Here is a 21,936-nt window from a genome sequence, read left to right as displayed (position 1 = left end):
CATCGTAAGCCACTAACCTTAACAACTTGACTGTTACTTGAACGTACTGGGTCTCGATATATTCCTTTTGCCTTAATTTTATTGCCTTTACGGCGTTCAATTCCAATTTGGACACAGCAAAGATGACCCGAACCTGCCACAGGTAAAACTGATGATGGGGATGATTGACCTATTGGGGATGCCCCTTGTTAGCCAGGTAGTATCTGGAGAAAAAGCAGATGACTGACTTTACATTCCCGCCTATCAACAAATTACCGCCACGTTGAACAAGAAAGGGTTGTTGTTTGTTGGCGGCTGTAAAATGAGTTCACTATAATGAAGCAAGGAACTGTTTAGATTTATCTACTGACCCCTCACATTTACAACGGTAAACCCAAATCTTATGAGAGTCAGCCCTGTTAGAGCGAGGAGATCAAGCGACGAGAAAGCGAGGAAAAGCGAGGTCGTTAACCTTTCCCTGTCTGGTTAAATCAGGTAAGATGTGACTAGCAGATCTTTAACCATGTTTTGACTCATGGACTTAGAGCAAGCCCTAGAGATCGCCAATCAAGCGGTTCATGCTCAAATCGGCAGATACTTGAGGGATGTTGAGCAGCTTATTTTTGCAGGAGCTTGGCAGGGGCAAACCTACGAGCAAATCGCAGAGATAAACGGCTACTCAGTCAAGTATCTTAAGGACGATAGTGGACGCAAGTTTTGGAAGCTCTTGAGTCAGGTACTAGGCGAATCGGTCAGTAAGAACAATTTTCGATCGGCAATTGAGCGATTACATCAACGTCAGGAAACGCAACCCAAAGCTGACCGAAATCAGTCGGTAGAGATTGTTTTACCTCGTCCTGCTGGCATCCAAACCAATTGGGGCGAGGTCCTTGATGTTTCTCAGTTTTATGGTCGCAGTGGTGAACTCACCACCCTAATGCAGTGGGTCACGAACGATCAGTGTCGTCTGATTGCATTACTGGGGATGGGCGGCATTGGCAAAACGGCTCTCTCAGTTAAGCTAGCCAATCAACTGCTGATTACCTCTAGCATTCAAGGAGGCAATGAGTTCGAGTTTGTCATCTGGCGGAGTTTGCGAAATGCTCCTCCTCTAGAGAATTTATTAGCGGACTTAGTACCGTTTCTCTCAAATCAGCAGGATACGCAAAACACTCTCGCTCGCTTCATCCACTACTTGCGATCGCATCGTTGTTTAGTCATTCTCGACAATATGGAAACCATCTTGCAGAGTAGTGAGAGCGCAGGACAGTTTCGAGCTGGATATGAGGGCTATGGTGAACTGCTACGGCTGGTGAGTGAATCGAATCATCAAAGTTGTGTGGTTCTCACCAGTCGAGAAAAACCTGCGGAAGTGGCAGCATTTGAAGGCGTTGATTTTAAGGTGCGATCGCTGCGACTGAGCGGGTCACAACAGGCGGCACAAGCGATTCTGCAAGCCAAAGGATTAATTGGTTCACCTGAACAAAATCAGGAATTGGGCGATCGCTATAGCAATAGCCCGTTAGCAATCAAGATTGTATCAACTTCGATTCAGGATTTGTTTGAGGGCGACATTAATGAGTTCTTGAAGCAAGACACTACAATCTTCAATGGCATTCGTCGGTTACTCGATCAACAGTTTGATCGCCTCTCTCCACTAGAGCAAACAACGATGTATTGGCTCGCGATAAACCGCGAGTGGACCAGTATTGCAGAACTTCAGGACGATATTATTCCTGCCGTTTCTAAGGGAAAGTTATTAGAAACGTTAGAAAGTTTGAATTGGCGATCGCTGATTGAAAAGCAATCGGGTAGCTATACTCAACAGCCTGTAGTGATGGAATACATTACAGAACGTTTGATTGAGCAAGTTACAACAGAATTAAACACAGCAGAACTTAATTTTTTTACGAGTTACGCACTAACTAAAACAACCGTAAAAGAATATGTGCGAGAAAGTCAGGTGCGGTTAATTTTGCAATTTGTAGCTAATGGCTTCTATCAAAAATTTAGTTCCATAGCTGCTCAAGAACAGCAAATCTTCCGAATACTGAGGCAGTTAAGGCGAAGCGAAACTCAGCAATCTGGTTATGGTGCAGGTAATTTAATGAATCTCTGCAACTGTTTGCAGTTAGATCTAACCAACTACGACTTTTCTGGGCTGATCGTTCGACACGCTTACCTACAAACTGTGAATTTGCATCAAGTTAACTTCACCTGCACAAACTTTGATCGGTCTGTCTTTGCCCAAACATTCGGTGCAGTTTATGCCGTTGATATTAGTCCTGATGGCAGTCTGTTTGCGATCGGAGAAGCGAATAACCAGATTCGTCTTTACAACTTTGTAGACGGCCAACCTCTGCTTGTTCTCAAACAGCATACTAGTGAGGTTATGTTCGTCAAATTCAGTCCAGATGGCAAACTGCTTGCCAGTGCTGGTGCAGACTTCACCGTTAGACTATGGGATATTCCGTCTGGAACCCTATTAAGAACGCTAACAGAACATACCAATCCAGTTTGGTCTGTGGCATGGAGTCCCGATGGCACAACGTTAGCCAGTGGTGGTCAGGATAAAATCGTGAAGATTTGGGATGTCTCGACTGGAAAGGTGTTGCAAACCTGGCAGGGACACTCCGATCAAATTTGCTCGGTTGCCTGGAGTTCTAATCACACAACCCTCGCTACGGGGAGCAACGATCGCACCATTAAGCTGTGGAACGCTTTGACTGGACAACTCCTGAATGTCCTGGAGGGGCATACGGATTGGGTGCGATCGGTTGGGTTCAGTCCCGATGGCAGAATGCTTGCCAGTGCCAGTGCAGACTTCACCGTTAGACTATGGGATATTCCGTCTGGAACCCTATTAAGAACGCTAACAGGACACACCAATCCAGTTTGGTCGGTGGCATGGAGTCCTGATGGCACAACATTAGCCAGTGGTAGCCACGATCAAACCGTGAAGATTTGGGATGTCTCGACTGGAAAGGTATTGCGAACCTTACAGGGACACCGCTATCAAGTTTGGTCAGTGGCATTTAGTCCCGATGGTAGGACCTTAATCAGTGGTGGTCATGACCAAACGATCAAGGTCTGGGATGTCGTCACGGGTCAAGTTCTACAAACCTCTCAAGGATATAGCGACTGGGTATGGTCAGTTGCCTGGAGTGCTAATCATGCTGTGATGGCTCAAGGCAGTCGAGATCGAACCGTAAAGCTGCGCGATAGTGCGACAGGAAAACTCTTCAATATCTTAAACAAGCACACTAGCTCGGTGCTGGCAGTCGCGTTTAGTCCCGATAGCCTTGCGATCGCCAGTGGCAGTGCGGATCAGTCAATTCAAATTTGGGAGGTCGCAACCGGACGAGTCTTGCGATCGCTCCGAGGACACACAGGCTGGATTTGGTCAGTTGCCTGGAGCCTGGACGGAACAATGCTTGCCAGTGGTAGCAATGACTTAACCGTAAGGCTGTGGGATGTTGCAACCGGGGAACTGCTCAAAACCCTGGAAGGGCATCTCGGTTGGGTGACATCGGTTGCGTTTAGTTCAGATGGCAGCATCCTTGCCAGTGGCGGATTTGATCAAACCGTAAAATTTTGGGATATTTCAACCGGGCAGGTTCTAAAGACCCTGCAAGGCCATAGCGACTGGGTGTGGTCAGTCCAGTTCAGTCCGATCGCTCCCCTGCTGGCGACGGGTAGTGTTGACAAGACGGTGAAACTTTGGGATAGCTCCAGAGGAAACGTTTTAAGAACCTTGCAGGGACACACCAACTGGGTGACATCGGTTGCGTTTAGTCCCAATAGCAAACAACTTGCTAGCAGCAGTTATGACCTGACAGTGCGGCTGTGGGATGTTGCCTCTGGACAACTGCTAAAGACTTTAGAAGGACATACTAGCTCGGTTTGGTCTGTCGCTTGGAGTCCTGATGGCGCAACTTTACTCAGTGGCAGTGCCGATGAAACAATTAAACTATGGGATACGCAAACCGGAGTCTGCTTAAAGACACTCAGAGCCGATCGCCCCTACGAAGGGATGAATATCACGGGAGTTACAGGTATCACTGAAGCGCAAAAGGCAACGCTCAAAGCATTAGGGGCGGTCGAGCAGCCTGGTTAATAGTTTTTCAGATAATGCTCAATGACTGCGACAGCAGCTTGTACGCCATTTTCTGCCCGAATTTTTTCACCAATGGTAGCCGCCCGCGATTGCATCGTGAGATCGGCTGTCACTGCTTGTAGAGCAGTCGTTAACCGTTCTACCGTCAACGTTTTTTTCGGAATTGGCTGGGGTGCGACCCCTAGTTTGGCAAGGCGATCTCCCCAAAAGGGTTGGTCGCTGAAGAATGGAATCACAATGGCAGGAACACTTGCTCTCAACCCTGCTGCGGTTGTTCCTGCGCCACCATGATGGACAACCGCAGAGACTCTGGGAAACAACCAGTCATGGGGAACGGCTTCGAGCTGAAAGACTGTATCGGGCAGAGCCATTTGCCCAATTCCACCCCAACCGCTTAAGAGGATACCTCGCTGCCCAGTTTGCTCAAGGGCCGCTAACACGATCTCAGTTGTTGTAGCGGGATCACTCCCAGTCATGCTGCCAAAACCAATGCAAATTGGTAAAGAACCCGCAGCTAGAAAATCTACCAGATCAGCAAGGGGCAAAAAGTCTGCCGCAGCGTCAAGAAACCAGTACCCCGTAACGTGATGGCGATCGCACCAGTTTGCAGGTTTAGGAATCACTGTTGTACTGTAGCCATAGAGAATCGGAATTTGAGCTTGCTCCATGCGGCGAAATGGTTCAGAAAACAACCCGATGGCAGGAAGCTCCAGAACGGATTGCCGCCAGCGATTGATAGATGTGCGAAACGTTTGCCAGAGGATTTGATCGATCAGGGGATAGGTTAGCGCGTTATAAACTCGTCCTAGACGCAGCCCTGGTGGAGTTGTGGGAAAGGGAAAATCTGAATTGGCAGTGATGGGAAGTAAGCTACTTAAAAAGAAGGGAATGTTTAGCTTCTCGGCAATGTCGTAGCCTGCGGTTGTGGTAATCGAAGAAATGATCACATCTGTGTGCTGGCAGGCAGACCAAAAATCGTTGAGCATTGCAGTCATTGACGTTTCTGCGGCTTTGGCAAACTGACGAATTGAAGCGATCGGATTACCACCCGACTCTAGTAGTTTTTGTCCGTCTTCTCCACTGAGCAACGCCTGCATATCGCCCACAATCGGAGCAAACGCTAGCCCGTGATTGCGGACGAGCGTCTCAAACGGCAGATGAGTTGCAACTTGAACGCAGTGACCTGCTTGCCGTAAACCCAGTCCTAATGCAAGATACGGCTGAATATCTCCACGGGAACCTGTGGTTAAAATAGTGATGTGCATGGTTTTAGGTTGGATGATATAACTGTGTCCGCCTACTTATCATCAGTTGATCGCAAATTATTCCAGAAGAGGTCAGTACACAACTGATTTCAGGAGATGAGTTCTACACCATATGAGTTATCAATCGCACAGAGCTTTCAAATAGTTGATTGCAATTATCAAAATATCATTTGAGCCAGTTGTCATAATTTGCCTTCTCCATTACTCAACGGTTTAGCAGCGATCGCTACTCTGGTTAAACATTCACCTCACTTGCAACCCCATTTAACAACTCTGCTAGTTCATCAGGACGGCTCAACATCGCTGTATGTCCTGTATTGAGGGTTAAAACCTTCGCTCCAATATTGGCTGCCATCTCATCTTGTCTTGACGGTGGCAGGATACCTTGATCTTTTAGCAACTTAATGTAGGTACAAGAAATGGAAGGCATCTTTTGCCGTGAAACAGGCTCATAGAATAACGCAGGTGGCTCTGGATGCTTACCACCTGCCAGAACTTGTTGCACAGTTGTCTCATCCATATCATTGCAAAGCGTTTTCCGCATATCCTCTTCTATCGCTTTATCCATGAAAGACATCTTCCATGCGGTTAATCGCAGCCACACGGCAATTCCAAACCGTTCAGATGGACAGAAAATAGAAATCGCTGGTTTTTCCTCTGGTGGAATATTCGCACCCACGAAAACGATGTGTGCCACTCGTTGAGGTAACAATATTGCAACAGTGGGGGCAAGAACACCTCCAATCGAATGGGCGACCACAATGACTTTTTGAAAGCCAGACGATTCAATTTGAGACTGAATGTATTGTGCAGAGTCAGTGATAGTCAGGCGATTCAGGTTTGTGCCCGGAGCAGCACGACCTACAGCAAGCGCAGGAAAATTCAGGAGTGGAATCATTCGTTCCCAAACCCATGTATCCAGTCCACCACCATGAATGAGTACAAAAGCTAAATCCATCTCTGAGTCCCCCAATACTTGATAGATGTTGTACACAATTACTTCATCAATTAACCGCCCCTAGTAATCTCACGTTACTTTAGTCTCGAACTTTAGCAGCTAGGTTTTCGCGGTTGTCTCCACCAATGATTGCCGCATAACGGTGCTATTCAGCGGCTGCGAACCAAACTCAAACATCATACGAGTAAAAGCCAGTAGTTCGTTGTTATATTGCTGTTAGGTATCGCCACTTGTCTCGCGAACTTTGGCATGAGAACCTGGCCAAGTGCCGTGTTGTGGTAGACCATCGGTGATCTTGAACCAAGGAGACTTTGAGCTAACAAAGATGTGCCCTTCTGGTTCTTTGCTGGGTGCTTGCTCCAAGCCACCCAGGGGAACTCCAATCTTGGCTGGATCGTTGTCGTACGTGCTTATTAAATTTGAGCCGCAAACTGAGCAGAAATGTTTTACAACAAACTCTGACGAGTGATACCGGGACAACAGTTCTTCGCCCTTAGTCCACTTGAACTGCGATGCTTTGATTGTAGCCCGGCTTCGGAATGCTGCACCGTGCCACCGTCGGCATTTTGAGCAGTGGCAATGAAAGATTGGACCAAGTTCGCCTTCAATTTCGTAGGCAATTTTCTCACAAAGGCAGCGACCAGTAAGCAGTTGCATAGACTCCTCTTTTAATACTTAATGGCTCAAATCAGCGGCAGCAGAGAAATGAAACGAAGCAAACCGGATCTCACGTGTCCGCTGCATTTGAATCGTTGTGCTGCAAATGTTAAAACGATACACTGACCATCTCCCCAGAAACTGCAAAGTATTCTCGTGTAAATTCAATTGCTGCCTTTTCATCAAAACCTTTGCAAGTGTAGATAACAATCGAGAAAAACTGGGCATTACTCCAAACATAGGCTGAGATACCAGAGTCGATCAATGGAACGAAAGCATCATATCCTGCATTCTCATCTCGACCCATACCCGATGCTGGTGAGAAAATAATCGGTTTACCATAGGTACGAAGATCAAGATGTGCAGCAACATTGAGAAGATATTTTTCTAACATTGCTTCGCTCATATCGGTTGTGTAAAAACCTTCGATGAGCAGTCGCTGTCGAAAAATGTTTGGTGCAAGGTTTTTCATTAGTCTCCTTTAGAACAAGTCGTTAGACGATATGTGAAGCTTACAGGAGCATCTGCTTTGCATGGGGTAGAATTCTTCGGTCATGGCGATCGCCTACTAACGTATTACATAAGATTTGAGTTTTACCAAAATATCCCGCGATCGCGTCCAAGGAATAGAACCCCCTTCGTTTAAACCAACAGTGAGTGTAGTTTGGGGCAGACAATCAGGCAAGGATACGACGGTCTTGTAGCTGCATTGTCGTTTGGCGATCGGGTGGTTTCAAGTCTGTCGTTGCCTTTATTACCCTCTACAAGATCGGCTCCTGTTCCAGCATAGATCCTGTCTTTACCGCTACCACCATATATCTCATCATCTTCATGATTGCGATTCCTGCGCTTCAGTAAATTCAGGTTTGAGTTTAATCGTGCGATCGTTTTTATCATGTCTTTGTTGGTTGTTCGCTTACATTTACAACGGTAAGCTGGAACTCAATCAGGGTCAGCCCTGGTAAAGCAAGGAGATCGGCAAGCAGAAAGCGAGGAAAAGCGAGGTAGGCAGCTTTTGATGGTAAGATCAGTATAATTTTGGAAAGTCAGGGTATTATCGAGCAATCGCAACGTTGAATCATCAGGTACTTGGAGAGCGCGAATGGATGAGTCAAGTATTCACGGCGGCTGCCTTTGCAGAACAATCACCTTTGAGGTTGACCCACCCTTTCAGAAAATGGCTCATTGCCACTGCTCACGGTGTCGCAAGAGTACGGGCACAGGTCATGCGACCAATCTAACTATTGATCCCAGTCAGTTTCGATGGCTGTCAGGAGAGGAGGATATTACCCGGTATGACCTTCCCACCGCACAGAGCTTCGGCAAGTGGTTTTGTCGTCATTGCGGCTGTCCGATTCCTCGCCTAACGCGCAATGGCAGATTTATGGTGATTCCAGGTGGCTCATTAGATACAGCACCACCGATTACACCGACGGATCACATCTTCTGGGCATCTAGAGCGTCATGGGGTTGCACGAGCGGAGGACTGCCAACTCATGCCGAGTATCCAGAATCATGGTAAGAGTTGTCTAATAAACTGAGGATTTCTACATAGCCATCCGTTCCATTAACTCGAATTCTCTGTCCATCATCGATCAGTTTGGTAGCACTTTCTACTCCGACAACTGCACTTATGCCATATTCACGTGCTATAACTGCTCCATGTGTCATCAGTCCACCAACTTCGGTGACTAGTAGTTCGCCAAGTGAACTTTGCGGGGTAAAGGGTAAGGGGGAAAGGGGAAAAGGGTTTAAATCTCTTACCCTTTTCCCTTTTCCCTTTCCCCAGTCCTCACTTAGCATTTTTGGGTTGGCAGACTACTAGACCTTTTATGGATACAAACAATGGTGTCCAGCTAGGGTCAGTAAAGGAGGTGACTAATATATCTCCATCTTCTAGATCGGCATCTTCCATGTTAAAGATGACACGTGCGCGTCCCTCTATAACTCCGGAAGAAACAGATAGACCTACAATAGCTTCGGCTGGGAGATTTTCTCGTTTGTACCGACCTGCAATGATTTCACCGTCAGACGTAATAACCTAGTGTGGTAAAACTTACTAGAGAAGACGACTTTCTAGATTAGCCAAGTAAGCCTTGGGGTCTCTGTGAAATCGATACTGTTCAATTCTGGCTTTGTGGTGTTTTTGCAATTGAGAGCGTAATTCGAGCCAAGTATGAATATCAACTTGCGCTAAATCAGATGCGGTAAAAGAATGAAGTTTAGTAGCTATCGCACAGGCAAGTTTGACAGAACCACGAATAACGAGGGATGAGGGGGCAACCTTACGACCGGTACAACGACGTTGATGATGACGTAGCATACCAAAAGCATGTTCTAAGTCATTATTAGTTCTGGGAAAATCTTCAATTTCATAACAATGAAAAAGTCCAGACCAGTAGTGATGAGTGGTTTTTATAAAGTTATCGATTGCGGTACTAAGTGTCCCAGCTTTCTGCTTTTGTTGGGACATTTCTGTTAACAGTTGCTGATAACTTTGTTTGACTGCACCAGCATCAAGACCTATTTTATTATTGAGAATATTACTAGCTTTATCAACCCACTGATATGCAACTATAACAGGTGCAAATAAGGATGCAGTCGCAGATAATCCCTTAGCTATCAGGTATTTTAGGTTAACCAAAGGTGGTGGTAAAGCGCTTTTTTCCATCCTTCTAAGCTTTGCTCTATCAACGTCAAATTTTCTTGTAACTTTAATCCAGATGCCTCTAACGGTGGATGACCATCATTGGTTATAGAACTACGCACTGCCGAGCAATAATCTTCAATAATATTTGCCATTTCCTGATCTTCATTGGTAACACTACGTTCAATGTCTCGTAATCCTCTAACTTTTTTTTTCAATTCCTTTTTTGCATGTCTATCCGCCTCATATATGGGTTTAATTGCTCCTTTCAGGTAATGATAATGGCATAAACCATGAGCAATACTAAGTAATTCTACTTTTACAGCTTTACGAATTGATTGTTGTCCATCACTAACAACACCATCAATTGGTACATTTAGGGTATTAGTTACTTCTAATAATAACGCCACTAAATCTTCATTTCTTGATGATAATAAGGTTTTAGCTAGTATTATTTCTCCTGATAAGCAATCTCGAATTACCCATAATACCTCATGTCCAATTTCTGGCTGCATCCCATCAATGGCTAATATCACTCGTCCTTGATTTTTAACTATTGCTTTTAACCTTTTATGGTTTTTTAGCCATAAAGAAAGTAACTCGTCATATCTGTCAATTAAGTGCGTGACCGAACGCTTACCTTATACATATACCCTTTAATTCAAGGTGAGTGTGTATTTGAGGAACACTTCTATGTTCCTGGTAGCGTAATGCTCCTACATAAGCAATCACATCCAAACCAAATTCGTTCTGTGGTAGAGCGAGTGACCCTTCTTGCTCTGGTCGATATGCTTTTTTGTACCGCAGACATGACTTATTTTGACATCGACGAATTTTTAGCTGTAGTTCTACTACCTCATAAAACGTTCTTATATGTCGAGGATTATTGTATTCATTCCACATTGCTTGACCGCACAAAGGGCATTTTTTTGAACACAATCGAGTACTTCGAACGATGTTGCCTCTGGTTTTAGACTTTTTCTTGCCAAGCTTTTGCACCATTATTTCGTTACAAGGTCAAGATTACAGGATTTTTACTCTCCTCTAGTAAGTTTTGCCATGCTAGGCAAAAACTGGTATTGCTCTGGTCAGCCATGCGTCACTTTGCTGCAGAACTACTCAGTGAAGGCTGGGCAGTCACATATACTTAATGGACACACCGCGCTGATTTAATGAGCGTTGAATTTCTACCAACTGTTGATGCTCATGCTCATGATGCCAAACGATAAATGCCAGCACATCTAGCCCATACGTACTGTAAGGAAAGCTGTATTTGAGTACGCCAGTAGCGTAGTAATGTTTACCAAAATGTGTGCAACTGGGATTGGTACATTCTTTACTGTTGCCTGCCATAAATACTGCACCATCCATTGTTTGAACGGTTTTACGCATGTGTCTTGGTCTGCGTAGTGCTAATTCTGCCCCACAATGCACGCACTCGATGAGCGAACATTCTAATACTATTCGTTTAATATTACTGAATTTTCGTTCTGGGCGATGGCGAGGCAACTTTACTATCACTAATTTTTTACTGCTGCTAGGTGCTTTCCTTAGCTTACCTGCTTTGTATAACAATTAGATAGCTAGGGAAGCCAATACCATCTGGCAAAGCGCTAGCAAAACTCCTGCCTTCGCCAGTCGTACCCTCGACTACATTCTCATGAGTATGGGTCAGTTTCATTTATCCGATGGCAAAGGTATTATGTAAATCATGTAATCGGATGCCTTAATGTTTCAGACAAGGCTGGACTTTTAGTTCGCAGTGGCAGCCGTTTCGATCAGTTCGGCAACTTCATTAGGGTGGGAAAGAAACGGCACATGGCTGGCTTTGATCTCGGTGGTTTTGGCACCAATACGTTTTGCCATAAAGCGCTCTAGATCAGGATTAATGGACCGGTCTTCTTGAGCCACAAGATACCAGGAGGGGATTTTCTTCCAGGCGACATCAGTCACTGATTGGTCAAAAGCGACACTGTTGATTGGCTTTTGGGTGGCTGCCAGCACGCTTGCCTCGGCAGTTGGGAGATCCCTGGCAAAGACATCGTGCAACTTCGCTCGATTAACGTAGAAGAAACCTGCCGCATCAGGCACCAGTGCTGAACTGAGTGGGGAAGGGGCGTATTTGCCATTCAACTCGGTAGTCTTCTCACCTGCATCTGGTGCATGGGCAGCAATATAAACGAGTGCTTTCATGTGTGGGTTACCAGCCGCCGCACCTGTAATCACGGTACCACCATAGGAATGTCCCACCACTACGACAGAACCCTTTTGGGCATCAATGACCCGTTTGGTCGTGGCAACGTCGTCGGGGAGAGATGTCAGGGGGTTCTGTACAGCCGTTACCGTGTAGCCATCTCGTTCTAGCAGTGGGATAATCCGTTGCCAGCTAAAGCCATCCGCGAAGGCACCATGCACGAGAACGATCGCGGGTTTGGGGTTCGACGTTTGGGCTAAGGGTTGTGCCGTAACTGCATCTGAATGATGTATCGCCAAACCGACAGTAAAGCCAACGACAAGTAGCAAACTGAGCAAAAATCCTTGAACTCTTTTCTGTGCGAATAACATGGTTGTGATTCTTTTTGTAGTGATTTAGATTGAATGGAGGACGTGAGGGCTAAACAGGTAGGCATGACCGGAGACGATCGCCTCCTCTGACCGCTCTGATGCAGGGTTTCGCCTGCCGTTGGTGGCAATAAAGGGGAGGAAGCGATAAAAACTCCCCATCGTTCCGGTCATGGTTAGTCTGCACTGTCTGGATCTCTGACATCGCTCTCCTCTAAGATCCAGCAAGGGGACACAGGGGTATAACTCCCCGCCAGTGCATTTCGAGTGATTGGGCAAATTGGGTCTCTGACACGATCGTTCCCTATTGCAGATATTTCTTGAGCTCCGGCAGCTTGAACGAAAAGAGAACGGGTGGCTGGAAATTCCGCTAAACCATTCAGCAAGCCGAAGTCATAAATCATGCCGTTGATGCAACTCTAGTGGACAAGACCAGAGCGGAGTGCCCAAATTGCTGCTTGAGTGCGATCGCTCACATAGAGCTTCTTCAAAACATTGCGAACATGGGTCTTTACTGTACCCACCGTGATATAAAGCTTCCCGGCGATTTCAATGTTGTTGTGCCCATCAACAATCAGTTGCAATACCTCTAACTCGCGCTCAGTCAACGGTTCAATCGTAATAATTTGCCTGTACTCTGGCTTGATCGCTCAAATAGCAATTGTACCAGCAGGGTTGTTGCCATCAACCTGAACCGAATAAGCTTGCTGAAGTAATTCACTCACCTCTTGTGCAACAAAGGTAAGCGCACTATTCAAACGGGAGTCAAAGTGTTGTTGCGGAAAGCTGCGCGACACTTCAAGGCTATCGACAGGAGTAGGTCAAGGCATTGCAAATCACGACTCATGAGTTTGTCTCTTAATCTATATTTTACGGTTTAGAACGCATTACCTTTTACGACACAACCCGCTAAACTGCCGCTGATAGCTCTGGTTGAAACTTTGCTTTCTTCGTGCGACAGACTGGACATTTCCAATCTTCCGGCAGATCCTCAAACGCTGTTCCTGGAGCAATTCCAGACTTTGGATCGCCTTCCGCCAGATCATAAATGTGAGCACAGACCGGACATTTATATCATTCCATAAGTACTTCCTGAGTAGTATGAGAAAAGCTTGGAAAATCTATCATTTGTTCACTACGTTACTGGTTCACCAACGTGTTCAATCAAACAACTCCTCTTCTTTGTGCGTCTTTAATACACAATCTGCTTTGGGATAAGCAACGCAAATGAGTACATACCCTTCAGCCATCTGCTCTTCACTGAGAGAAGATCGTTCGGATTGGTCAACTGCGCCTTCAATCAGTTTTGTCGTACAAGTAGAACACACACCCTGCCGACAGGAGTAGGGCAAATCCATTCCTGCTTCTTCCGCCGTTTCCAGAATGTAGCGATCATCTTGAACTGCAACGGTTTGATCAATGTCTTTGGCTTCGTTAAACAGCCTGACTTGGTAATTAACTCCCATGAGACAAAACCTCTAATTTCTCTAAAAAAGTGCTGGGAAATTGGGTTGTTGCAAAAGGTTAGGGTAACTTCAGCAACATTGGTATAACTCCCCGCCAGTGCATTTCGAGTGATTGAGCAAATTGGTTCAGAAACCCAATCGTTCCCTATTGCAGATATTTCTTCAATTCAGCGGCTGCCTGGACAAAAAGAGAACGGGTGCCTGGAAGCTCGGCTAAACTATTCAGCAGTCCGAAGTCATGAATCATGCCGTTGTAACGCACGGTGGTCATAGTTACCCCAGCTTCATCGAGCTTGCGTCCATAGGCTTCACCTTCATCCCGCAAGATATCGCTTTCTGCAACCTGAATTAACGTCGGGGGCAATCCTTTCAGTTGTTCAACTTTAGCCTGCAAGGGAGAGGCATAAATGTCTTTGCGTTTTTCTGGGTTAGCAATGTACATGTCATACATCCACTTCATCAACGGCGTTGTGAGAAACCGTTTATCGCCAAATTGGTGATAAGACTCCGTTTCAAAATTTGCATCGACGATCGGCCACATCAGGATTTGCAGCTTGATGTGTGGACCGCCCTTTTCTTTCGCAATTAACGTCGTTATCGTTGACATATTGCCTCCGACACTGTTGCCAACGATCGCCAGGTTTTTGCCATCAACTCCAATCTCATCACCATGCTCGGCAACCCATTTCGTCGCGGCATAGATTTCATTAATCGCCTGGGGATATTGAGCATCTGGCGTGCGGGTGTAGTTGACAAAGACAGCCGCAAACCCTGAATGTACAACAAGATCGCGAACCATACGTTTGTGTGTTGGATAATCACCCAAGACCCATCCACCACCATGAATAAACATGAAAACGGGCAATGTGCCTTTGACACCCGCAGGTCGCACGATGTTGAGCGCGATCGCGTAATCATCAGCAATAATCGTTTTCTCAGACTCATCAATCCCTGAAAGATCAACCTGAACGGAGGTCTGAGTATCCACTAGTACTTGACGTGCTTCGAGTGGAGTGAGTGTTTCTAACGCCATACCTGCTGAATTTAACTCCTTCAAGAATGCTTTTGTTTCCTTAGAAAGACGCGGATCATCTGCAACTTCCAAAATGTTTAGCGTTTGCGGTTTTGCTTGAACAGTCATAAATCCTCCTTGAATTTTATAGATGGTGGATCAGACACAACGGTATAACTCTCCATCAGTACATTTTTAGATTGCTCAGTTTACTCAGACCCTAAAATGTGTAATTTTGCGTTCCACTATTTGTCGGGTGTGACCAGGTTCGTTTCATTGGTATCAACGACAAAGACAGCTAGCATACGCATGGGTTGAGTATCACTGGCATTTGCACTGACAAGATGATGATTGCCAGGTACTTCAAAAAAGTTCTCACCAGCGTGATACACCTGTTCCGGATTGTCATTGATTTTGCTACGAATCGCACCCTCCAGAACTGTTGCATAGATGAAAGCCGAGCTTGGATGGGTGTGAGCAGGCGATGAGCCACCTGGCGCATATTCGACTAGCACGCCTTTCATGCTTTTACCGGGCACATTGGGAAGGGCATGATCAAAGACCAACGTTATCTTGGACTTATCAGTAGACATATCATCGGCTGAAGCTGCGAATACAGGAAGCGCTGTGAATACGAAAAAAGCTGCGAATATGGAGAGTGCTGCGAATGCAACTCTGTGGAGGAATTTAGTGAACATTTGGTTTCTCCCTTGGGAATACAAATTCGTCGAGCCAAATCTGCCGTATGACACATCCCCTCCTGTGAGATCCAGCGAGGGGACACAGTGGTATAACTTCCCGCCAGTGCATTTCTAGATTGCTCAGCTTAAATCACAAAGAATTTCTGGTCATCAGACCAGGAGATGCCAAGTGTGGACTGGTGTGCCAAGCCCAGGTCGTCAGTGCAACACCAATCAAAGCCGGGAGAGTGACAGCAGGAAAATCTTGCGTAATAGTTGATGGAGAGGAAATGCCGACTGCAACTTCCCATAGATGGAAACTGGCATGAGCGATTAGCCATGATGTTGCCGCAGCCCACAGATCAAAGCGGTGCGCTGGTTGGAACATCCCGATCGCGAAAGCAGCACCGAGGAACATTTGAATCATCCCAATATCGCGGATGAAGTGCTGGTTAAAGGAACCCGTGTGGGTCACGCCAGGAATGATGTTGTACCACGCCAGCAGAGCAACAAGCATAAACAGTCCGTTGCCAAACAGGAATAGTCCGTTGAACGCGATCAGCATGAATCCCACGACCAAAATGGTTCGAGCACTTGCAGTTATTTTCATGATTGCTTACCTTGCCGTGTTGAGTTGAGGTTCCATCCGACCCGGTTTGTACGCATGCACATTGGCATCCAGGCAAGCGGGAGCTAGCCACAAAGCCAGGTTTCGGACGTAGATTTTGATGTCCTCAAGGGTGTGTGGCTCTCGCTTAAAGCCATCCCCTATAGGTTCAGTGACATAACTGGGAGCACCCATGTCGGGGTTCCAGTTGTGATCGGCAAAATGGTGAAAGGTGGATTCAGCGACGGCACGCCCCAGGATGTTGCCTGCTGCGTCCTGTTCCCGCTCAAAGGCGACAGCCAGGTTAAACAGACGACCGGAAATCAGGCTTTTGCCCATCGCAATCACGCGAGCATTGCTAACACCTGTGGGAACCCCAACTGCCCCTTCATGGGGATGAGCCGGGAAGAATTAGATATATCTGGAAGGGGATGCTGGAGTATGCAGGAGTTCGTGAACGGGTTCAACGGGTATGACAATTTGATAGTCGCCGTTGCGCCCGGAGTGGTAGTTAGGCCAGGAAATCGAAGTCGTATCGGTGTCGTCAATTTGCCGCTGGGATTCATCTGGGTCTTGATTGCGCGTGTGAAAATAGTGGGCAGCCCCAACCCCGTCCAGATTGCAGATAGAGGAGCCTAAGTCTTGATGGTCGCGTGTAATTAGGCTACCGCCGCCTCGTTGACGAAAGGCATTAATGCTGGCAGATTCCGTTGGTGTGATACCGTTGCCAGTATCTACAGCAAACAGCCATAGCTCATCAAATTCTGAGTGCTCAAGGGTGTTCAAAACCGGGTCATTCTCCTCGGCATCTAATTCCCGGTTACGTGCCACGACCTGACAGAGAGGGGAACCATTTTTATCTCTTAGAGATATGAGGTGATCGCGCAACAAGGAGAACCGTTCAATACTCCAGTCATCTTTTGATGCCGGAATGGTGGTTTGTAGCAAAATGCGAATTGGTTTTTCCATAGAGGTATTCCGGTAAAATTAAACCTGTCGGACTGCCGCCGATTACCGCATCACGACGGACAAAGAGCGGTTTCTAGCAACCGGGTTTCTTCTGGCAAACCGATCAAATTTGATAGCAGCATTCACGAGAAACCCGGTTTCTGTAGACGTTCTAGGCTGCTTTAGCTTGGTGGCCAAGCCACTGATCGAAGTTCGTCGCCCCAATGCGTGGATTGTCGCCAGGGGTAAGGGAGCGATCGTTTAGCTCAATGCCGAAGTAGCGGGCGTGGATGTCTGTAACCACCCTGCGTGTGTCGTTGTTTGCACTCAAGAAGCGTTGAACAAGTTCGTCCAGACGGAATTTTTCGGGGCCAGCCACCTCGATCGTGCTGTTCAAGGGTGCCCCAACGGTGATTTTGGTCAGTGCGGCGGCTACGTCATCCGATGCAATCGGCTGCATAAGGGCAGGTGACAAGCGAACTGTTTGCCCGTCGGTGCTCGATTGGGCGATACCGCTGAGAAACTCGAAGAACTGTGTTGCGCGGAGGATCGAATAAGGAATCTTGGAGTCCTTGATCAGCTTTTCCTGGGCGACCTTTGCTCGCATATAGCCGCTGTCGGGCAAGCGATCAGCATTGACGACTGACAGTGCCACATGATGTCCCACGCCAGCCGCAGCTTCTGCCGCTAGCAAGTTACGACCGGATGTCTCAAAAAACTCTAAAACTGCCTTGTCCTCGAACGAAGGCGAGTTCGCCACATCCACGACCACCTGAGCACCTACAAGTGCCTCAGCCAGCCCCTCACCCGTGATGGTGTTGATGCCCAATCTGGGTGATGCTGCCACGACCTCATGACCAAGCTGACGCAGATTGTTCACGAGTTTTGTTCCAATGAGTCCAGTGCCACCAATAACGACAATCTTCATACTGAATCTCCTAAATAGTGAATCCCTTGCAGCAGAAACTTAGCTAAGCGATCGGGGACTGGGATCGTAGAACTGGGTTACTGCTAGAAATCAGGGAATTGTGAAGGTTATCAGGCGACTAGGAGTGAGCGGTCTGCTATGTCCTTTCCCTCGCACCTTTGAACCTGATGTCACTACATTAGAGAAGTTTTTTGGGTTTGTCGTTGCCTATAAATTCACTACTTTGAGGTCACTAGGACGAGGCTAAATAAAGAAAAGGTGAACTTTTTCGCGAGCAATTTTGGTTTGATTTAGCTGAATCCCTTCTGTTACCAAAGCTTTAGTCTGGTCGTGTTCAAAACAAAAAGTTCACCTCGAACTGGTGGTAAAATCAGTCCACTACCATTAATGGAGTAAAAAACGATGGATTTAGAAGATGCGTTGCATGTTGCTAATTCCGTCGTCTTCGCCAAAGTAGGTAGACGGCTCAATGAAGTAGAAGTCGCCATTCTTCTGGGTACCCTGCAAGAGCAGACCTACGAGCAAATTGCTGAAGTGTCTGGCTACTCCCTCAGCTATATCAAGCGCAACGTCGGGCCCAAACTTTGGAGCTTGCTGGAGCAAGCCTGCGGGGAACCCGTCAGTAAAACCAACTTTCGCGGGGCATTAGAACATCAGTGGCGGCGATCGCTGATTGATGCCACCCAAACCCAGACTCTAGCCTTTGAACAACCGAATGCCGCACCTCCAGCCACCGCTACTGTGACCGTTTTGCCTCAGATATGGGCTGACTGGGGAGAGGCGATGGATATAACCCAGTTTTGTGGGCGAACTGGAGAATTACAGACCCTGGAGGAATGGATTGTGACAGAGCGCTGTCGAGTCGTGGCACTGCTGGGGATAGGTGGAATCGGTAAAAGTACCCTAGCTGTCAAACTGGTGCAGCAGATTCAAACCAAGTTTGAGGTGGTGGTGTGGCGATCGCTGCAAAATGCCCCACCGTTTGAAGAGTGGTTAGAGACAGTGTTGCCACTGCTATTGCGGGCACAGGGAGAGGATGTCGCTGTGCCAAGCAGCCTGGATGGGAAACTGCTGAAGCTGAGGTCGGGGTTGCGTCAAAAGCGCTGTTTGCTGATTCTGGACAATGTTGAGACGATCCTGAGTGCCGGACAATCGGCACAGTATCGAGCAGGTTATGAGAGCTATGGTCAGCTATTCAAGGAGATTGGGGGAGTTCCCCATCAGAGTTGCTTGCTGCTTACCAGTCGGGAAAAGCCTAGAGAGATTGTGCCACTGGAAGGGGAGCAGCAAGCAGTCAGAACATTCCTACTCAAAGGACTGAACCCAGAAGCAGGACAAAAACTATTTCGCTGTAAAGGAAACTTCGCGGGAACCAACTCAGAATGGGAGCGATTAGTCACCCATTACGGTGGCAATCCCCTGGCGCTGAAGCTGGTGGCAGCCACAACCCAGGATCTCTTTAGTGGTAGCATTGCTGAAATATTGAACTATGTACAGCAGGGGTTTGCGGTCTTTGATGATATTCGCGACTTGCTCCAGCACCAGTTCGATCGCCTGAGTGAGATTGAGCAGGAAATGCTGTTTGAGTTAGCGATTAATCGCGAACCAGTCTCGCTTTCCAAGTTGAACCAGGATTTGGTAACTCAGGCTGCTAGGCGCAGACTACCGGATGCAATGCAGTCGTTATTGCGGCGATCGCTGATTGAAAAGGAGGGTGAGCGGTTTTTTCTCCAGCCCGTTGTGATGGAGTATGCCAGCGACCAACTCGTGCAGTGCATCTTTTGGGAAATTGCCAGCCAATCGCCAGAGCGTCTTAAAAGCCATGCCCTGATCAAAGCCCAGGCAAAAGACTACGTGCGAGAGATGCAAAAACGATTGATTGTGGAGCCTATCACTGAACAATTGCAGCTTCAGTTTGGCAAGTCACAAAGCCTTGAACAGCAATTAAAAAACCTGTTGGAACAGCAAAAGCAAGCACCTCAGCCCAATTATCTTGCTGGTAATCTCCTCAATCTGCTGGTGCATTTGCAAAGCAATTTACGAGGCTGTGATTTGTCGGAGCTAGCTGTATGGCAAGCCGACTTGCGGCAGGTCAACTTGGCGGGTGTCAATTTTCGCAACGCCGATCTAACCACATCTGTGTTTGCAGAGACCTTAAGTAGCGTCATGTCAGTCAGTTTCAATCCAGATGGTAGTCTGCTGGCGATCGGCGATTTGGACGGTAAGATTTACCTGTGGCGCGTGGTTGATGGTCAACCGGTTTTGACAGTGCAGGGACATGAGGGTTGGATCTGGGCGGTCACCTTCAGTCCCGACGGAAAAACGCTTGCCAGTTGCAGCCATGACTGGCTGATTCGGTTGTGGGATGTGCAGATCCCCGATATTGAGCATTCCAATTCTGCAAACCTGGATACAGCAAGTGATTCTAGCCATCGCCCTGGAACCTGTCTCAACACACTGCGGGGTCATTCTCATCGAGTTTGGACGATCGCCTTCAACCCCGATGGTCAACTGCTGGCGAGTGGCAGCGATGACCAGACGATTCGGCTCTGGAATGCCCAAGACGGTACCTGTCTGGCGGTTTTGCCAGGTCACACGGGCGGGGTGACTTCAGTTTGCTTTAGTCCCAACGGAAAGTTGCTGGCGAGTGCTGGTGAAGACGCTTCGATCCGATTGTGGAGTGTTGATCGCAGAACCACCCTCAAAACCTTGCAAGGACATAGCCGTTGGGTGAGGACAGTCACCTTCAGCCCCGATGGTCAACTCCTGGCCAGCGGGAGTGAAGATGGCACCATTCGACTGTGGCAGGTCGGGACAGGTGTCTGCTTCAAAACCCTGCAAGGGCATACAGGTTGGGTTACCTCACTCAGCTTCAATCCCAACGGTCAAACGCTTGCCAGTAGCAGTGAGGATGCTTCAGTGCGATTATGGAATGTGCAGGATGGCACCTGCTTCAAACTGCTGCAAGGTCATAGCAGTTGTGTTTGGAAAGTTGCCTTTAATCCAGATGGTCAAACCCTCGCGAGTGGCAGTGCAGACCTTTCTGCTCGATTGTGGGATGTTCAAGGCGGCACCTGCCTTAAAACATTTCACGGACGAACCAATGGGATTTGTTCAGTCAGCTTTAGTCCAGATGGCTCCACCTTAGCCAGTGGCAGTTATGATGCCCTCGTGCGGTTATGGGATATGCGACAGGAAACTTGCTCCAGGGATTTGCCTGGACACACTAGTTGGATCTGGGCAGTGGCAGTTCACCCGAATAGTCAACTGGTTGCAAGTGCCAGCAATGATCAAACCGTGCGGTTATGGAATGTGCGAGACGGAAGCTGCCTTAGAACCCTTCATGGTCATACGGGTTGGGCTTGGGCAGTCGCGTTTAGCCCCGATGGACAAACCCTTGCGAGTGGCAGCAATGATCACACGGTGCGGTTCTGGGATGTACGAGACGGAAGGTGCCTTAGAACTCTTCACGGACATACCTGTTGGGTTTTGTCCGTTGCCTTTAGCCCCGATGGTCAGACTCTAGCGACGAGTAGCATGGACAGCTCAGTTCGATGGTGGGATGTGCGAGACGGAAGGTGCCTGAAAACGTTAAACGACCATACCAATGGAGTTCGCTCCGTTGCCTTCAGCCCTAATGGTCTTTTCCTAGCCAGTGGCAGTGACGACCAAACGATTCGGCTGTGGGATATCCGAGACGGCACCTGCCAAAAAGTACTGCAAGGGCACAGCAGTCGGGTCTGTTCGGTTCAGTTTAGTCCGATCGACGTTAGCCTGCCATCCGGTTCAGATGCACTTTTGGTCAGCGGTAGTCAGGATGAAACCATTAAATTGTGGAATCCGACAACAGGTGAGTGTCTCAAAACGCTGAGAGCTGATCGCTTGTATGAAGGCATGAATATTCAGGGTGCGACCGGGTTGACAGTAGCTCAAAAGTCTACCCTAAAAGCATTAGGGGCGATTGAGCATTAAGGTGATCTCAGCAACTGCTCTTGTGTTCGATCTCATCTAATAACTGATGAAACCTATTGAGTGGAAGTTGCAAATATCCGTAAATCTAGCTGGATGCCTAAGTCAGGAGGGTGACTTCCTGGCTTAGGCATCCAGCTA

General features: G+C 47.5%; 20 protein-coding genes and 6 pseudogenes. 6 read left to right on the top strand and 20 right to left on the bottom strand.

What is annotated here, in order from left to right; translation table 11 throughout:
- Positions 1–100: 100 nt before the first annotated feature.
- Positions 101–313, top strand: a pseudogene (locus H6G86_RS40245) (IS1634 family transposase); the annotation flags it as partial.
- Between the two features lie 201 nt (positions 314–514).
- Positions 515–4,096 carry a WD40 domain-containing protein gene (locus H6G86_RS31055; RefSeq protein WP_190937535.1) on the top strand — a complete coding sequence of 1,194 codons (3,582 nt, stop codon included), beginning with the start codon at positions 515–517 and terminating at the stop codon, positions 4,094–4,096.
- Here H6G86_RS31055 and H6G86_RS31050 read toward each other — a convergent pair.
- The 5 genes and pseudogenes from H6G86_RS31050 to H6G86_RS31035 all read right to left on the bottom strand — a co-directional run bounded on the left by H6G86_RS31050 (position 4,093) and on the right by H6G86_RS31035 (position 7,448).
- The gene (locus H6G86_RS31050) at positions 4,093–5,361 is read right to left on the bottom strand and encodes a glycosyltransferase (protein WP_190937534.1); all 1,269 of its coding nucleotides are present in this window, start codon (positions 5,359–5,361) and stop codon (positions 4,093–4,095) included. The genes H6G86_RS31055 and H6G86_RS31050 overlap by 4 nt on opposite strands.
- Positions 5,362–5,596: 235 nt before the next feature.
- Complete coding sequence (locus tag H6G86_RS31045) at positions 5,597–6,319, bottom strand: alpha/beta fold hydrolase (RefSeq protein ID WP_190937533.1); 723 nt, start codon at positions 6,317–6,319, stop codon at positions 5,597–5,599.
- 216 nt (positions 6,320–6,535) lie between these two features.
- Positions 6,536–6,682, bottom strand: a complete 147-nt coding sequence (locus H6G86_RS40240; protein ID WP_242065056.1) for a GFA family protein — start codon at positions 6,680–6,682, stop codon at positions 6,536–6,538.
- A gap of 12 nt (positions 6,683–6,694) precedes the next feature.
- Positions 6,695–6,976, bottom strand: a pseudogene (locus H6G86_RS40235) (GFA family protein); the annotation flags it as partial.
- A 109-nt stretch (positions 6,977–7,085) separates the two neighbouring features.
- Positions 7,086–7,448, bottom strand: coding sequence for an S-adenosylmethionine decarboxylase (locus tag H6G86_RS31035; protein WP_190884671.1), 363 nt, complete (start codon positions 7,446–7,448; stop codon positions 7,086–7,088).
- A gap of 33 nt (positions 7,449–7,481) precedes the next feature.
- Between H6G86_RS31035 and H6G86_RS31030 the strand changes: the two genes are divergently transcribed.
- Positions 7,482–7,622 carry a hypothetical protein gene (locus tag H6G86_RS31030; RefSeq protein WP_190937531.1) on the top strand — a complete coding sequence of 47 codons (141 nt, stop codon included), beginning with the start codon at positions 7,482–7,484 and terminating at the stop codon, positions 7,620–7,622.
- Here the strand turns inward: H6G86_RS31030 and H6G86_RS31025 are convergent.
- Positions 7,619–7,873, bottom strand: coding sequence for a hypothetical protein (locus tag H6G86_RS31025; protein WP_190937530.1), 255 nt, complete (start codon positions 7,871–7,873; stop codon positions 7,619–7,621). The two genes, H6G86_RS31030 and H6G86_RS31025, sit on opposite strands and share 4 nt — an antisense overlap.
- A 205-nt stretch (positions 7,874–8,078) precedes the next feature.
- On the opposite strand from H6G86_RS31025, the gene H6G86_RS31020 reads away from it, so the two are divergent.
- Positions 8,079–8,498 (top strand): GFA family protein, encoded by a 420-nt coding sequence (locus tag H6G86_RS31020; RefSeq protein ID WP_190937529.1) that lies wholly within the window; start codon positions 8,079–8,081, stop codon positions 8,496–8,498.
- Here H6G86_RS31020 and H6G86_RS31015 read toward each other — a convergent pair.
- Together H6G86_RS31015 and H6G86_RS31005 are read right to left on the bottom strand one after the other, a co-directional pair.
- Entirely contained in the window at positions 8,471–8,779 is a 309-nt protein-coding gene (locus tag H6G86_RS31015) for a PEP-utilizing enzyme (RefSeq protein WP_242065054.1), read from the bottom strand. The two genes, H6G86_RS31020 and H6G86_RS31015, sit on opposite strands and share 28 nt — an antisense overlap.
- A gap of 256 nt (positions 8,780–9,035) precedes the next feature.
- A pseudogene (locus H6G86_RS31005) lies at positions 9,036–10,526 on the bottom strand (ISNCY family transposase).
- Positions 10,527–10,717: 191 nt separating this feature from the next.
- Between H6G86_RS31005 and H6G86_RS40055 the strand changes: the two are divergent.
- Positions 10,718–10,774 (top strand): hypothetical protein, encoded by a 57-nt coding sequence (locus tag H6G86_RS40055; protein WP_369009472.1) that lies wholly within the window; start codon positions 10,718–10,720, stop codon positions 10,772–10,774.
- On the opposite strand, the gene H6G86_RS30995 is transcribed toward H6G86_RS40055, so the two are convergent.
- From H6G86_RS30995 to H6G86_RS30940, 12 genes and pseudogenes are all read right to left on the bottom strand, one after another.
- Positions 10,761–11,015 carry a hypothetical protein gene (locus H6G86_RS30995; protein ID WP_190937528.1) on the bottom strand — a complete coding sequence of 85 codons (255 nt, stop codon included), beginning with the start codon at positions 11,013–11,015 and terminating at the stop codon, positions 10,761–10,763. The genes H6G86_RS40055 and H6G86_RS30995 overlap by 14 nt on opposite strands.
- A gap of 360 nt (positions 11,016–11,375) precedes the next feature.
- Positions 11,376–12,188, bottom strand: coding sequence for an alpha/beta fold hydrolase (locus tag H6G86_RS30990; protein ID WP_190937527.1), 813 nt, complete (start codon positions 12,186–12,188; stop codon positions 11,376–11,378).
- 49 nt (positions 12,189–12,237) lie between these two features.
- A complete protein-coding gene (locus H6G86_RS30985) occupies positions 12,238–12,390 on the bottom strand; it encodes a hypothetical protein (protein WP_190937526.1) in 153 nt (50 codons plus the stop codon).
- 214 nt (positions 12,391–12,604) lie between these two features.
- A pseudogene (locus H6G86_RS30980) lies at positions 12,605–12,835 on the bottom strand (helix-turn-helix domain-containing protein); the annotation flags it as partial.
- Positions 12,836–12,982 carry a hypothetical protein gene (locus H6G86_RS30975; RefSeq protein WP_190937525.1) on the bottom strand — a complete coding sequence of 49 codons (147 nt, stop codon included), beginning with the start codon at positions 12,980–12,982 and terminating at the stop codon, positions 12,836–12,838.
- A 112-nt stretch (positions 12,983–13,094) separates the two neighbouring features.
- A pseudogene (locus H6G86_RS30970) lies at positions 13,095–13,247 on the bottom strand (rubredoxin); the annotation flags it as partial.
- 98 nt (positions 13,248–13,345) lie between these two features.
- On the bottom strand, positions 13,346–13,651 hold the full coding sequence (locus H6G86_RS30965; protein WP_190937524.1) for a 2Fe-2S iron-sulfur cluster-binding protein: 306 nt from the start codon (positions 13,649–13,651) through the stop codon (positions 13,346–13,348).
- A 145-nt stretch (positions 13,652–13,796) separates the two neighbouring features.
- A complete protein-coding gene (locus tag H6G86_RS30960; protein ID WP_190937523.1) occupies positions 13,797–14,792 on the bottom strand; it encodes an alpha/beta hydrolase in 996 nt (331 codons plus the stop codon).
- A 116-nt stretch (positions 14,793–14,908) separates the two neighbouring features.
- Positions 14,909–15,361 carry a cupin domain-containing protein gene (locus tag H6G86_RS30955; RefSeq protein WP_190937522.1) on the bottom strand — a complete coding sequence of 151 codons (453 nt, stop codon included), beginning with the start codon at positions 15,359–15,361 and terminating at the stop codon, positions 14,909–14,911.
- Positions 15,362–15,494: 133 nt separating this feature from the next.
- Positions 15,495–15,818, bottom strand: coding sequence for a hypothetical protein (locus H6G86_RS30950; RefSeq protein WP_199338492.1), 324 nt, complete (start codon positions 15,816–15,818; stop codon positions 15,495–15,497).
- 141 nt (positions 15,819–15,959) lie between these two features.
- Positions 15,960–16,919, bottom strand: a pseudogene (locus H6G86_RS30945) (hypothetical protein).
- A 151-nt stretch (positions 16,920–17,070) separates the two neighbouring features.
- A complete protein-coding gene (locus tag H6G86_RS30940; RefSeq protein WP_190937521.1) occupies positions 17,071–17,826 on the bottom strand; it encodes an SDR family oxidoreductase in 756 nt (251 codons plus the stop codon).
- A 402-nt stretch (positions 17,827–18,228) separates the two neighbouring features.
- Between H6G86_RS30940 and H6G86_RS30935 the strand changes: the two genes are divergently transcribed.
- Complete coding sequence (locus H6G86_RS30935) at positions 18,229–21,798, top strand: WD40 domain-containing protein (protein ID WP_190937520.1); 3,570 nt, start codon at positions 18,229–18,231, stop codon at positions 21,796–21,798.
- Positions 21,799–21,936 lie beyond the last annotated feature (138 nt).

The organism is Nostoc sp. FACHB-133 (genome assembly GCF_014698055.1).
GTDB lineage: Bacteria > Cyanobacteriota > Cyanobacteriia > Cyanobacteriales > Nostocaceae > Nostoc.
Note: the sequence above shows the minus strand (reverse complement) of the source record. Positions and strands in the feature narration are given on the sequence as shown.

What these genes read in the sequence shown, in the direction of transcription:
- H6G86_RS31055 (WP_190937535.1), top strand. Translation starts at nt 515, where the DNA reads ATGGACTTAGAGCAAGCCCTAGAGATCGCCAATCAAGCGGTTCATGCT.
- H6G86_RS31050 (WP_190937534.1), bottom strand. Translation starts at nt 5,361, where the DNA reads ATGCACATCACTATTTTAACCACAGGTTCCCGTGGAGATATTCAGCCG.
- H6G86_RS31045 (WP_190937533.1), bottom strand. Translation starts at nt 6,319, where the DNA reads ATGGATTTAGCTTTTGTACTCATTCATGGTGGTGGACTGGATACATGG.
- H6G86_RS31035 (WP_190884671.1), bottom strand. Translation starts at nt 7,448, where the DNA reads ATGAAAAACCTTGCACCAAACATTTTTCGACAGCGACTGCTCATCGAA.
- H6G86_RS31025 (WP_190937530.1), bottom strand. Translation starts at nt 7,873, where the DNA reads ATGATAAAAACGATCGCACGATTAAACTCAAACCTGAATTTACTGAAG.
- H6G86_RS31020 (WP_190937529.1), top strand. Translation starts at nt 8,079, where the DNA reads ATGGATGAGTCAAGTATTCACGGCGGCTGCCTTTGCAGAACAATCACC.
- H6G86_RS31015 (WP_242065054.1), bottom strand. Translation starts at nt 8,779, where the DNA reads ATGCTAAGTGAGGACTGGGGAAAGGGAAAAGGGAAAAGGGTAAGAGAT.
- H6G86_RS30995 (WP_190937528.1), bottom strand. Translation starts at nt 11,015, where the DNA reads ATGCGTAAAACCGTTCAAACAATGGATGGTGCAGTATTTATGGCAGGC.
- H6G86_RS30990 (WP_190937527.1), bottom strand. Translation starts at nt 12,188, where the DNA reads ATGTTATTCGCACAGAAAAGAGTTCAAGGATTTTTGCTCAGTTTGCTA.
- H6G86_RS30985 (WP_190937526.1), bottom strand. Translation starts at nt 12,390, where the DNA reads ATGTCAGAGATCCAGACAGTGCAGACTAACCATGACCGGAACGATGGG.
- H6G86_RS30965 (WP_190937524.1), bottom strand. Translation starts at nt 13,651, where the DNA reads ATGGGAGTTAATTACCAAGTCAGGCTGTTTAACGAAGCCAAAGACATT.
- H6G86_RS30960 (WP_190937523.1), bottom strand. Translation starts at nt 14,792, where the DNA reads ATGACTGTTCAAGCAAAACCGCAAACGCTAAACATTTTGGAAGTTGCA.
- H6G86_RS30955 (WP_190937522.1), bottom strand. Translation starts at nt 15,361, where the DNA reads ATGTTCACTAAATTCCTCCACAGAGTTGCATTCGCAGCACTCTCCATA.
- H6G86_RS30940 (WP_190937521.1), bottom strand. Translation starts at nt 17,826, where the DNA reads ATGAAGATTGTCGTTATTGGTGGCACTGGACTCATTGGAACAAAACTC.
- H6G86_RS30935 (WP_190937520.1), top strand. Translation starts at nt 18,229, where the DNA reads ATGGATTTAGAAGATGCGTTGCATGTTGCTAATTCCGTCGTCTTCGCC.